The sequence below is a fragment of the Paenibacillus sp. DP01 genome (assembly GCF_044784315.1).
Taxonomy (GTDB): domain Bacteria; phylum Bacillota; class Bacilli; order Paenibacillales; family Paenibacillaceae; genus Paenibacillus; species Paenibacillus polymyxa.
The window spans coordinates 5,360,083-5,372,903 of record NZ_CP173059.1; the positions used below are offsets into that span (position 1 = coordinate 5,360,083).

The 12,821-nt window shown below is 47.6% G+C and carries 13 protein-coding genes; 1 reads left to right on the forward strand and 12 read right to left on the reverse strand.

The window, feature by feature from the left end; genetic code table 11:
* Positions 1 to 159: 159 nt before the first annotated feature.
* The 8 genes from ACH59B_RS23630 to ACH59B_RS23665 all read right to left on the reverse strand — a co-directional run bounded on the left by ACH59B_RS23630 (position 160) and on the right by ACH59B_RS23665 (position 7,563).
* Positions 160 to 1,017 carry a uroporphyrinogen-III synthase gene (locus ACH59B_RS23630; RefSeq protein WP_016822793.1) on the reverse strand — a complete coding sequence of 286 codons (858 nt, stop codon included), beginning with the start codon at positions 1,015 to 1,017 and terminating at the stop codon, positions 160 to 162.
* A gap of 101 nt (positions 1,018 to 1,118) precedes the next feature.
* A complete protein-coding gene (locus tag ACH59B_RS23635) occupies positions 1,119 to 2,285 on the reverse strand; it encodes an endospore germination permease (protein WP_016822792.1) in 1,167 nt (388 codons plus the stop codon).
* Positions 2,286 to 2,328: 43 nt separating this feature from the next.
* Positions 2,329 to 2,553: a hypothetical protein gene (locus ACH59B_RS23640; protein ID WP_016822791.1), complete on the reverse strand. Its 225-nt coding sequence runs from the start codon at positions 2,551 to 2,553 to the stop codon at positions 2,329 to 2,331.
* A complete protein-coding gene (locus tag ACH59B_RS23645) occupies positions 2,546 to 3,763 on the reverse strand; it encodes a Ger(x)C family spore germination protein (protein WP_404302828.1) in 1,218 nt (405 codons plus the stop codon). Before ACH59B_RS23645 ends, ACH59B_RS23640 begins: the two co-directional genes overlap by 8 nt.
* Positions 3,763 to 5,388: a spore germination protein gene (locus tag ACH59B_RS23650; RefSeq protein ID WP_016822789.1), complete on the reverse strand. Its 1,626-nt coding sequence runs from the start codon at positions 5,386 to 5,388 to the stop codon at positions 3,763 to 3,765. The genes ACH59B_RS23645 and ACH59B_RS23650 overlap by 1 nt, the downstream gene beginning before the upstream one ends.
* Before the next feature lie 179 nt (positions 5,389 to 5,567).
* The gene (locus ACH59B_RS23655; protein ID WP_019688877.1) at positions 5,568 to 5,906 is read right to left on the reverse strand and encodes a hypothetical protein; all 339 of its coding nucleotides are present in this window, start codon (positions 5,904 to 5,906) and stop codon (positions 5,568 to 5,570) included.
* Positions 5,907 to 5,921: 15 nt separating this feature from the next.
* A complete protein-coding gene (locus tag ACH59B_RS23660; protein WP_025366066.1) occupies positions 5,922 to 6,635 on the reverse strand; it encodes a pirin family protein in 714 nt (237 codons plus the stop codon).
* A 70-nt stretch (positions 6,636 to 6,705) separates the two neighbouring features.
* The gene (locus ACH59B_RS23665; RefSeq protein WP_016822786.1) at positions 6,706 to 7,563 is read right to left on the reverse strand and encodes a LysR family transcriptional regulator; all 858 of its coding nucleotides are present in this window, start codon (positions 7,561 to 7,563) and stop codon (positions 6,706 to 6,708) included.
* Positions 7,564 to 7,743: 180 nt separating this feature from the next.
* On the opposite strand from ACH59B_RS23665, the gene ACH59B_RS23670 reads away from it, so the two are divergent.
* Entirely contained in the window at positions 7,744 to 8,730 is a 987-nt protein-coding gene (locus ACH59B_RS23670) for a DMT family transporter (RefSeq protein WP_025366067.1), read from the forward strand.
* Positions 8,731 to 8,817: 87 nt separating this feature from the next.
* Here the strand turns inward: ACH59B_RS23670 and ACH59B_RS23675 are convergent, their stop codons facing one another.
* The 4 genes from ACH59B_RS23675 to ACH59B_RS23690 all read right to left on the reverse strand — a co-directional run bounded on the left by ACH59B_RS23675 (position 8,818) and on the right by ACH59B_RS23690 (position 12,769).
* Positions 8,818 to 10,806, reverse strand: a complete 1,989-nt coding sequence (locus ACH59B_RS23675; RefSeq protein WP_404302832.1) for a methyl-accepting chemotaxis protein — start codon at positions 10,804 to 10,806, stop codon at positions 8,818 to 8,820.
* Between the two features lie 158 nt (positions 10,807 to 10,964).
* A complete protein-coding gene (locus tag ACH59B_RS23680) occupies positions 10,965 to 11,372 on the reverse strand; it encodes a DoxX family protein (RefSeq protein ID WP_013373539.1) in 408 nt (135 codons plus the stop codon).
* 119 nt (positions 11,373 to 11,491) lie between these two features.
* Positions 11,492 to 12,352 carry a M56 family metallopeptidase gene (locus ACH59B_RS23685; RefSeq protein WP_016822783.1) on the reverse strand — a complete coding sequence of 287 codons (861 nt, stop codon included), beginning with the start codon at positions 12,350 to 12,352 and terminating at the stop codon, positions 11,492 to 11,494.
* Positions 12,353 to 12,355: 3 nt separating this feature from the next.
* A complete protein-coding gene (locus tag ACH59B_RS23690; protein WP_016324858.1) occupies positions 12,356 to 12,769 on the reverse strand; it encodes a BlaI/MecI/CopY family transcriptional regulator in 414 nt (137 codons plus the stop codon).
* Positions 12,770 to 12,821: the final 52 nt, after the last annotated feature.

A 12,821-nucleotide genomic window follows, 5' to 3' on the forward strand; every position in this document is an offset into this window, starting at 1 on the left:
TATTCATTATATTAGATAAATATTTTCGCTATAACAAAAAACTTTGTCGATGCATGTCCAACAAAAAAAGATAAAGACCTCGTAGGCCCTTATCTCTATTTTACTCTGTATTAGTAAATATAAGTTCATTTTTAGCTTACTGCATTTATCAGTTCTAGCTCATTTCAAATGACCGTTCACGCTCTTCAGACCACAGCCATGCACCGAATCGCTATGTTCGAAATATTTGCCCAACTCCACCATCATCGCACCCATGCGCTCTTCAGTTGGAAATACGACTCGTTCAATCCCTTCTTCCAAAATGGATTGTGCAGTCACCTTGCCTACCGATACAGCAATGACATCTTCACGAAAAGCTTCCAGTAAATCCTCCAGTCGATTTTGCTCTCTGGCATATTGGGCCAAAAATCGAATTTGCGGACCACTCGTGAACGTAACGGCATCAATCGTACGGTTTATAACATCATCTAGTAGCGCCTGCAATTTTGCTTCTTCAGGTGGGATATGCTTATAAGGAAGTACTTGGCGGGTCACTGCGCCTTGCTCATCCAGCCACTCTACCAACCGGGGGGCCGGGTCTCCATGCAGTTGCAACAGTACTTCCTTCCCCTTCAGATCATATGGGGCAAAAGCCCGTGTCAATCCGATCAAACTTCCGTCCTCGTCCCGTACTGCTGGCGTAAAGCCACGCTTTTTGAGTCCATTGACCGTCTTGTAGCCCCGTGCTGCAATGTTGGAGGATTGCAGCAACTCTATAATCTGCTCGGCCACGCCCATATCCTCTGCCATATCGAACAGAGCATCCAGTCCCATACCTGTCGTGAAGATGTACCAGTCCGGAGGGTTCTTCACCCACGATACAACAGCGTTGCGCAGCTCGATATCATCCAGAAAAACAGTCCCCTGGGCCGGGCGTTCTACTGGCTCGCCCCCCATCTTCATAACTAGCAACGCCATTTCTTCTGCTTTACGGGGACCGGCAAGAGCGACTCTCTTACCTGCCATGCGTTGTGCCATGCTGTTGCCTCCCTTGTAGATGTCGTATTTCTTTCTACCAAGTATACAATCAGAGAGGCAAAAGACAAATAAGAATTACTTTTTCGATAAATACAGTAATCTTATAAGTGGGCGTGTCCTGTTTCGCTTTCCTGCTGGCTTTCCTGCTGACCTTCTTTCTGATCACTTCTATCCCTCTCCCTGCCAGATGATGAATCATCATCACCTCTCCCTTTAAATTTGGGTCGGAGCAACATCCACAGCAAGAAGGGCATGAATACAAAAAAGATGACCATCACCGCAGTCCATTCCCGGCTGAAATCATAAATTTGTACGATGTTGGAGAACAGCATAAACGAACAGACATAACCTAACAAACCTAAGGGCCAAACCATCAGACTCCCCCAGACATGGGCAAACATGCGCTTTACCGCCAAACTGGTAACGTACAGATCAATTCCAATCTTCGTAAGAAAGGCTGGTACGGTCAGTGCTGCCACGAACAAGTCGAACCGATCCAGGAAGTCCGTTAGTTGCAACTGACGCACCAGTTCATACGATGGATAAAACAGTCGTGACAAGATAGGAACTCCAATCACCAACTCCGACAGCAACACCAGCATGATCAGAATAGCGGTTCCGAGTAAATGTCCCAACCACGCACTACGTCCATTATAGCTCTTCCCAGAAATCACAAAGGGAACCATCATGATATCGGCCATATAACCTAGCATCCGCCAACTGCCTTTAATAACTCCATCTACTTCCGGATGTAAATAGGGTCTCAGCATCGAAAAATCCATATTACGTCCAAAAAAAAGCGGCATAGTCAACAACGTCACAATCAACAACGGTACAAAAATCTCGGTCATATTGACAAGGGTACTTATCCCCCCTTTAACCATAAATGCCAGAGTCAACAGCACAATAAGAGATACGATCACAATCGGAGTCAGCGGCAAAAGAACCACCTCCACCAGATCGGTAATAATCCTCAAATCCCGCGCAAAAATGATCAGGAATAAAATGAAATAGACTGCAAGCAGCATACGTCCCAGCACAGGGTGAGAGCTTACCATCGCCTCCATCAGATCCTGATCAGGGAAACGCCGCTTGAGTTTCAACATCGCCCAGATCGGCAAGCATAGCACGATGGCCGCAATTGCACAGGTCCAGTAGGCATGCTGATTCGCGTGATCTGCTGCCTGCGCCGGAGCATGTATAAGGGTAATACCGACCTCCATCAATACACTAAGCAGCACAATTTGTCTGGTTGTGAACTGTTTCATGCAGGTACATCCTCCTTTTGCCCGCAGGCATCCATTACACGATTTACAACGTAGGGGGGAGCCACATGTCAATAAAGCGGGTCAGCCAAGTAGCCACATAAACAGTGCTCTTTGTCGATGTGCCATAAATCCAGATGCCAATGCTAATGACATACAATACGCGGGAGACCCAGCGATTGACGGCAGGTGCATTGCTAATACGTTTACGGTCAATCAGATACATGAAGATCATAGCCAGCAATAAAGGTAATAGAAAAACTTTATTCATTCTGGATTTGCTCCTTTTTGACCCCGAATGGCTTGGTGACCGCCCCGATATTCTCAATATGCACGACCGGATCTATGGTGACCTCCACCTTGGGATACAATTGCTCCCACTGAGGTTTAATCCGTTTCCACTCATCCGGGTGATTCGTAATAATAGCCCGGCCCAGGCCAAGCACGTCTGAATGATACTTTTGCTGAATCACATGAACAGCCTCTCCCAGCTCCCTCTTAATTTCCTCGACCGTTTGCTGCTCCAACCACTTCAAATTCTCCTCCCTGGAAATATCGAAGCTCGTCTCATTTTCCTTCACATTCCCATTGCAGTTCATATGAACCGTCATTCGAATTTCGTCCCCCCGAATAAAAGGCTCGATATGAACTTTATTTTCGATGAGATGCACAGATATATAGCCTCTACCTTTGGGAGGGGGGATAAAAATTTCTGTTTCTTTGGCTTGCTCAATACCCAACAGCAGAAACCGACTGAGGTGGTTATCAATAATCCCTGTTAATCTGTCTTGGCGAAAGACAGCCAGTCCATCAACCTGAATATTTGTCTTCTTGTCTTTAAGACTATCAGGCCCATTCTTCACCAGAGACATTACCGGCACTACCGGGTCAATGCCTTCCAGTAGGACGGAATTCATCAGCAACTTAACGGAACGAGGTTTCTTCATATAGGAAAAGTTGAGCTCACGCACCATTTCTGCTGGATATTGCTCAATCGGAGCATCTGCCTGAAGCATTTCCATCGCTGACCCCTTTGTGATAACAACAAGGGAAGACAGGCGGTTCTGCGGAATACGTGCAATGACATCCATCATTTTGCTAATCCCTTCTCGTGCCAGCGTCTCCCCGAGCAGCAGCACCCGTCGATGAGAATAATTCAGCGTCCGCGAAACCTCTCGCTGTTCCTCAGTACTTGCTCCCCGAAAGCTTGGACCTGTTTTGGACTCCAGGTAGTAGGACTTCGTCCCACTTGTACCTCCCCCTCCTCCTGTGCTGCCCGAAGATCCGAGCTGTCCGGGCAGAGCAATTTGCATCGTTACCCGGTATTGATCGCCTTCCTTATCAAGCCCGGTCCCCATCACAAAGGCCACATCGTTCACTTCACGGCGATCCCAACATCCTCCCAAAAGAACAGAACAAAGCAGTAGACAACAGAGTACAGCTGTTTTACGTATTTGCTGTGTATTCGATGTGGGCTTCATCACCATCCCTCCTCGGTTTTAGGCGATCCATTCATCTCTTTCTTCGCTCGTTTGTTGTTGTCCTTACCAATCCATGAAGGACGTTTGGTCATTTTCCACCAAGGTGCACGGACGATAATATCCTTTTGATCCATATGGTTGTACGGGCTATATCCACTCATATAAGGGACACCAAACGATGTTAGCTTGGTTAGGTGCGTTGCAATCAGCGTTGTCGCAATAATGATGCCAAACAAGCCAAATAAACCAGCCATCAGCATGATTGGAAATCGCAGCAGACGAACCGTAATCGCAAAATTAAAACGCGGTATGGTAAACGAGGCAATACCTGTGAGCGACACAACAATAACTATTGGCGCCGATACGATTCCTGCCTGTACTGCGGCCTGACCAATAACGAGCGCCCCAAGGATACTGACAGCCTGACCAACCGTTTTGGGGAGACGAATCCCAGCTTCTCGCAGCGCCTCAAAGGAAATTTCCATCATCAATGCTTCCACCAGGGCTGGAAAAGGGATGGATTCCCGAGCCGCCGCAATACTCAATATGAGTGTCGTCGGCAGCATATCATGATGATAGGTCGTCACCGCTACATATAATGCTGGCAGAAAGAGAGCCATGATGAGAAAAAGAAAACGAATCCAGCGCACCATATTACTGATGAAGAAGCGCTCGTAATAATCTTCGCTCGCTTGCATCATTTGCCACATCGTGACTGGTCCAATCAGGGCAAAAGGCGTGCCGTCCACAAAAATGGCAAACCGTCCTTCCAGTAATTGCGCGGTGACGGTATCGGGACGTTCGGTGTATTCCATTTGCGGAAACGGTGAATATGGGTGATCCTCAATCAGTTCCTCAATATATCCAGTCTCCAGAACACCATCAATTTTAATATCGCTGAGGCGCTTTTTAACATCCTCCACCAGCTTCGGATCTATGATCCCTTCAACATAGGTAAGGACGACGCTCGTTTGAGTTTCTGTTCCGAGGGTCATGCTGTGCATCTTGAGCTTCGAGGTCTTCAGCTTGAATCGTAGCAGTGCCGTATTCACGCGAAGCGTCTCCGTGAAGCCCTCACGCGGCCCGCGAATAACAGCCTCGGTCTGCGGCTCCTCCACGCCACGGCGGACGCCTCCCTTGGCGCTGAAAATATAAGCACGAGCCGTTCCATCTACGAACAGAGCGGCATTGCCGTCCAGTATCGCTGCCGATACCTGCTTCCATTCGTCCATCGTTTTGGTCTGGGACATGGAAATACGAGTCTCATCCAACGGCTCCAATTTGCCGTTCACTTCAGGGTCCTTGAGCATCATACCCAAGATGACAGGCCGCAGAATATGATCCTGCAAATCCTCTGATTTTACCGTGCCTTCGAAATATGCCAGCAACCCTTTTCGTTCAGGGGAAATCATGAGCTCTCGGTAGACGATATCTGAGCATTCCTTGAAAATATCACGCATTGCGACCCTATTGTCTTCCAGACTGCTGCGCAGTGGCTCTTCCAGCCATGAAGACTCAGGCAGCCCTTTGGGCACACGAGCATTTCGTGTTTTGCGTTCAGCGGCTGGAACCGCTCTCCGGCTCCACGGTAGCTTTGGCAGCTTGGGAAAGCGCCCTTTCTTCATCGTTAGTCCCCCCTTTACGAATAAACCGATCAGTTAATATGACATATAGGATGTACCAGCCTGCAAAGGATTATGTATCCAATGAACTCACCATCTTGAACTCATAACAAAAAGACCCTGCAATGATGCAGAGCCTTCGAAAATCGATTATACATCCGAACATTTATGATTAAGAAGATTTAGTCTCCCCAATACTCCTCAGGGTGGTATTCAATCTCAGAACCGGCTTCAAACGTAAGCTCACCGATCTGAGCATGATATTGTACACTTTCCGGGGTGACGTAATACCAATGCTTTACCACGAATCCGCCGTCTGCGGGTGTTACAAAACGAAATACGTTCAGCTCCTCGCTGAAACGCACAATCGCCTCCGCTGCCTCACTCGGCAACTCTTGAAGCGTAAAGCGAAACACGCCGTCCGCCGATTCCAAACGACAATCGAAACGCTGCTTGCGGCTGTCAGCAAAGCTTCGCCCTGTGACGGCATGCTTGATCAGCCATGTTTCCTGCTGCGCCATTGTGCGCACCTCCTTTTAGGGCAAATCAATCAACATATAAAAAACAGAATCCTCTGCCTTCAGTGATAGCTTCGGCTCCTCCTCTATGCGAGCAGAGTCTCGGCCTTGCAGAAGATGTTCACCGTTGACACGCAGTGAGCCCTCGATGACGAACAGGAACACGCGCCGACCCTCGGCCTGTGTAAATTCTACTTGTTCCCCAGGCTGAAGCTTGCTTAAATAAATCGTTAAATCCTGATTAATTGAAGCTATTTCACCCTCCGTGCCGGGTACACGCTTTCCAGCAACGACAGGCAGGAGCTGACCTTGCAGACGTTCCGTATTGAACGTTGTAGTCTCATAGGAAGGTTGCAATCCTCTTGTGTGCGGACTAAACCACAATTGCAGCAGACTGACATCCTCGGTTTGCGAAGCGTTGTGCTCCGTATGAATGATGCCGTGCCCCGCTGACATTCGCTGAATGCCTCCAAAACGGGTCACCGCCACATGTCCACGGTTGTCTTCATGACGCAGCTCCCCATACAGCACAATGGAGACAATCTCCATATCGCTGTGCGGATGCGCCCCAAAGCCCCGGCCTGGTGCGATGACATCGTCATTACAGACACGCATAGGACCAAACGCTGTATTGTTCTCATCCTGATACTCCGCGAATGAAAAGCTGTGGCTCCCCCGCAGCCATCCCTTATCGAAGCTGAATCGGGAAGCAGCCGGATATATTGTAAACATAATAGCCCTCCTTCAAGGATGAACAATGAGATCAAATCCCTCTCATTGTACCCGAGCCCAAGCCATAAAGCTACGCTTCTGTCTGAGTGGTAATCTCATCTATAAAAGACTGCAAGGTACTGGTAACGAAGGCCTCCTTACGGCGGATAAACACCGTTGTCACTTCATTGTAAGGCTCAGGGATGGCATGACCACACACAAGACCTTGAGCCACCAGCCCGCTGATCGAGGATTCGGGGAAAACGGTCATTCCAATGCCTGCCGCTACACTGCCGATAATCGTCTCAAATGTCCCAAACTCCATGATCCGCTTGGGGATAATCCCCTCCATTTTGAGCCAGGTTTCCAGTCTTCCCCGATAGCCGCAGCCTTTTTTATATACCAGGAGCGGACGAGTTGTAAAATCGTCAACCGAAAAGTCATTTCCTTGAGATACGAGGACCAGCTTTTCCTGAAATACATCAAACTGTTCAATGAGCGGATGCTTGACTGGTCCGGTTACAAAGGCTCCATCCAGTCGCATTTCTGCGACCTCCTGCACCAGTGATTCCGTAACCCCGGCCTTGAGGGACAATTCGACATCCGGGTACTTACTGTAGTAAGCATGTAAAATGGCCGGAAGGGCAATGACAGTCTCCACGATACCAATCTCCAGCACCCCTGAAGGTGTAGAGGTGTTCTGAAACGCATGCTTCATTTCCTCAAATTGCGATAAAATGCTTTTCGTATATTGCAGCAGACGCTTGCCCTCAGCATTGAGGATCATCCCCCGCTTATGTCTATAAAATAAAGGCGTCTGCAGTTCCTTTTCCAGCAGCTTGATTCTGGCCGTTACATTGGACTGGACGTAGCTAAGCTCGGCTGCAGCCTTGCTGACACTGCCATGTGCAGCCACCGTCTGGAAAATGTTTAAATCGTTCAGATCCACTACTGTTCCCCCTTATTGTGAAGGGCAAGGACCACCAAAATTGACGCGCCTTGTCACTTATCATCATTTTAAATGATCATAATGTTTATTTTCAATCATTTTACCAACAGCTTCCTATCCTTTATGATGTGTCCATAAGATATGTCCGCTGAGACCGGCAAGGAGGAGCTTTTGTACACCATGAACAAACAGATCATGACCGGATCTTTACTATGCCTGATCGCCAGTATGTCCTGGGGGGCGATGTTTCCGGTTTCGCACATTGCATTACAGCATATTAATCCACTGTACTTTTCATTTTTGCGCTATTTATCGGTTACACTCATATTAATAGTGCTATTGTGGCTCAAAGAGGGACGGACTGCATTTCGCTTTGAGGGCAAGGGCAAGGTGTTATTGTTCTTCGGAACTATGGGATTTACCATTTATAATATGGCCGTTTTCCAGGGACAGCACGCGATGGGGGCAGCAGGTACCCTTGTAGCTGCTATTATGGAAGTGCTAATGCCGATGATCTCCATTGCGATGGTGTGGATCATGACCCGTAAAATGCCTCCAAAATATACATTAATCAGCATGTTGATTGCGCTGGCTGGGGCATTACTGGTTATCACGAACGGCAAATGGACCTTTTTCACGCTTGCCGGACAACATCTATTGGCGCTGCTGCTTATTTTCGTGGGTGTCGTCGGTTGGGTCGTATATTCCATGGGAGGCAGTCATTTTGCAGGGTGGTCTACTCTTCGATATTCAACCTTGACCTGCCTGCTTGGAACTCTGGTTTCTTTTGTAGTCGTGACCTTTGCCTCTGCTTTCAACTGGATTGCAGTGCCGGATTGGCAGCACGTATGGTCAGTCAAATACGAAATGAGCTTTATGATCCTGCTTCCAGGGCTAGCGGCCTTGCTGAGTTGGAATGCCGGAATCCGCAAGCTGTCTCCGCTAAACGGTATTCTATTTATTAATTTTGTACCGATTACCACGCTGGTACTTATGTATTTCCAAGGCTATGCCATTAGCCGTTTTGAACTGTACGGGACTGTACTGGTCATTTTCGCACTGATTCTGAACAATATGTTTCAAAGAAGCTCTCTGCGTCCGTCCAACAGCTCACGGGGTGCCCGTTTCCGTCTGAATCGCCGCAAGTCGTTCAACGGTGACTTCTAACCCTGCGAACCAAAGTTATGATAAAACATCAAAAAAAGCGCCTGGATACGGAATATAACCTCCGGTATCCGGGCGCTTTTTATCATTTCAGGATTTTTTTTCAACCTGGAAACGTCCAACCAGTTCGCGCAGCTCCTCTGCCATTTGGCTCAGGTCTGCTGTGGATGAAGCAATTTCCTCGATGGAAGCCAGCTGTTGCTCAGCCGCCGCTGAGATCGACTCGGTGTTGCTCGCTGCCTCGTCCGAGATGTGGGAAATATCGCTCATAATATCTGCGACGCCTACAGTCCCCCGTGCCATTTCCTGAGTCACTCCAGTAATATCATGGATATGCCCCATCGCGCGTTCGACAGCCTGACTGATTTCCGCAAAGGAATGCTCGGATGTGGTTACCGAATCAATACCTTCCGTCACCCGTGCCCGCGCTTGTTGCATCGCGCCCAAAGCATGGTTCATATCCACCTGCATCGCTTCAATGCGCTCCGAAATCAAGGTAGCCGATTTGGCAGATTCCTCAGCCAGCTTGCGTACCTCTGTAGCAACCACGGCAAATCCTTTACCATGATCCCCAGCGCGTGCGGCCTCAATGGATGCATTCAATGCCAACAAATTAGTCTGTTTGGCAATACCAGATATAACACTGATAATATTCACGATTTCACCAGAGCGCTCACTCAGGGAGTCCATAGCTTGTCCAAGATCATGAACAGTCTCGTCGATATCATGCATTTTCTGTACAGCCTGCGTAGCAGCCTTGCTACCTTCCTGTGCTGACTCGGCGTTCATCTTCACATGTTCAGATACACCCACCATACGCTCGGATACATCCGCTGCTTGCTGAGCCAGTCCCTCCATACTCACAGAGCCATGCTTGACGCTTTGTAACTGACGTTCGCTGCCTACAGCCACCTCCTGAATAGCAATAGTGACATGCTCAATGGCTTGGGTCGTCTGATCTGCACCCGCAGCCAGTTCTTCCGCTGAAGAACTTACCCGATCTGTCGTTTCGCGTACGCTTCGAATCATCGTGCGCAAACTATCCACCATGGTTTGAAAGTGAGCAGACAGTTCGCCCACCTCATCTGTTTTTCCAGTTTCCAAATCACCCGTCAAATCTCCTTCGCTGATTCGTTCTGCTGATTTTTGCAGCTTACGAATCGGTACCAGAACAGAACGGGTAATTAGGAAAATCGCGATAAGCGCAATTACCAACGAGGCAGCCAGCACGAAAATAGTTACATAACGCATGGCAGCGGTGGCATCGTTAATCTCGGATTGATAGAAGGTACCTGCAATTTTCCAGCCGGTATCCTCATTCGTTACATAAGTCAAATATTTTTCGCGACCTTCATGCATATATTTAAAATTCCCGCTCGGCGCAGTATACAACTTATCAAGCGAATTCTCCTGAGGAGATGAACCCGCTTTAGCCGTAGGATGGACCACGAATTTCTTCGAATGATCCAAAATGATGATATACCCCTCTTGGCCCACTTTGATGGAGGCCAGTTTACGTACACTTTCCAGATTCAGAGAGATCCCGATAACTCCAGACTGGTCGGAAAGCGTCTGAGATACTACAACAACAGGAATACCCGATGAATTGATGATAACAGGCGTAATTGCAACCTTACCGGGCTGCTTCATCGCTTCTATGTACCATGGTCGTGTGCGAGGGTCAAATGTTCCTTCATCCTCCTTAGGCACCCCCCGGATCATCAAGCCCTCTGGTGTACCGACAAAAATATCTGTAGCATCTTCGTGCAAGCCCTTGTATTGGATCAACTTGGGCTCAATCAAGGGGCTATTTCGACCATCAATCATCGAACCGTCGAGGCGTTCCGCCAAATATCGCACATCTTCAATTTTACTGGCGATTGCATATTCAATCACGGAGTTAGCTGTCGTTACCCCCTGATTTGCACTGCTGTAAAGCTGTTTCTCCATAGCATTATATGATGATTCATAGGTTGCAATGGAAATACTTAAACTTGGAATCAGCAAAACAAGTAAAAAGCCTAAAATCAACTTGTTCCTGAGTGTCCATATGGTCTTTCTTTTTCGCGTTGTTGCCATGTATCTTTCTTCCCCTTTGCTCAAAAAGCGATATTATTTCATTACATTCCATGGAAGTTATATCGGCAGAAAGTAGCAAATCATTTACAAAGAATTTTCATAAAAGAGCAAAACAAAAACCGCATCCTATGAGACTAAGGATGCGGTAATATGAACATTTAGACCTGTACGTTACTATTTTCAGCCTTTTTACGGCCAAACAACTGATCCACCGCCAGAAAACGCCCACCGACAAGGGCTTGCTGAAGACTGGTGAACAAAATCAGGAGATCAAATTCAATCGAGCCAAAAGGCTGTCCTTTTTTTGCAGTCAGCAATACACCGATCATTACGATGGTCAATGCCGCTCCAGCCAGTCGTGTTCCGATACCCAGAACCAGTGCAATCCCTCCAACCAACTCAACCGTAGCGACCACAGGGGCCATCCAGCCAGGGAGTCCGAGGCTCTGGAAGAAGCCGGAGGTTCCGTCTAGTCCCTGAAACTTTTGTGCACCGTGAACGATAAAAATAACTCCTGTAAAAATTCGTACCAATAACAATCCAATATTCGCAAGCGTTTGATTCATAAACTCATCTCCTTTAAGTTGTATACGGATTAGATAATTAACACTACAAAATGTAGTGTTATACATATCAAGAACTGGTAGCGCACAAGGCGCCACCTTCTATGATACATATTGCCAAACTAGATTAACGCCAGTGTAAACATAAGCGTTAGCATGACGAGTACATAGCCTGAAAACATAATCGAACGCCAAGGCATCTGAATGGTCGGCTTTTGTTGAGGGTCTAGAATACGTGAGATACGATAATTAATGGACGTTTCTGCAAAAGAGGAACAAGCGGCGGAGTTTACCAGACGGGCATTAGCGGGTGTCATACTCAGAAGCTTGAGCAATGCGCTCCCAATTCCAACCGGTGAACCGGCTCGATGAATCGCTTCGTTGTCCGCCAAGATTTCACGGGCCGTCTTGTAATGGTTGGTAATGTGACGTAGCACCGGCAAGTAAAACAGCTGTGTAGCGCACATTTGCAGGAACCAGGTCTTCAATGGATCATAATGCTTCATATGATAGGCTTCATGGTATATAACCGCTTCTTCCTCATGCTTGTCCAGTACGGACAACAGTGCAGAGGACAATACAATTCGCGGCTTCCATAAACCCATGGTGAAGGCAGCAGGCTTGGCATAATCAATGACCCAAATTCGATCGGTCCCGAGTTCGCGATATCGCTCACCCAGTGCTTCGGTCAACGGCAGGTCGCGCATTCGATGCAGTCTGCGGAAAGCTGCCCTGGTAGCCATGCACTGTCTGACTGCTTCTCCTCCGGCGATACCGAAGGTTACAAAAACCAGTCCACTGAGCGCATCCACCATGTAGCCGATTCCATAGTGCTGCAACAAACTTCTGCAAATTTGAAACACGTTAAAATTCAATTTCCAGCCGAAAACATGCTGCCCGGCGTACATCCCCATCTGCATAAGGGCAAAACCCGAAATCAAGGCGCCTGCTGTAAACAGTAATTTAGAACGTGTTTTCCACATCGTCTACATATCCTTTTTCCATTGTTTAATTTTTTGTTCCAAACGTTCGATCAAAATCGGATCAGCTACTTCCAGAGCATCAATCATATGGTTAACAGCAAGCGGACCAAATTCATCCACCAGTTCGTGACTCAGCTCTTTGGATTGCTCATCCATAAACTCTTCTCTGCTTAAAACAGGACGGTATAAGGACGTTCTCCCGCGTATACTTTTGCTCAAAATCCCCTTTTCCACTAAACGGTTCATCACGGTCATTACCGTATTGAAGTTAAAGTCCCGATCCCCCTCCAATGCGGTCTGCACTTCTTTGATACTCCGATCCGAAGTGGACCATAAAATATCCATGATTTTGGCTTCCAGAGGCCCGAAAAATCGGTTAAGTCCGGTTTCGCCAGCTTTAAAATTCAGTCGTTTCATAAGAAGCACCTCACACTACCGATTGTAGTGTATGTATCCTGATAAAGTCAAC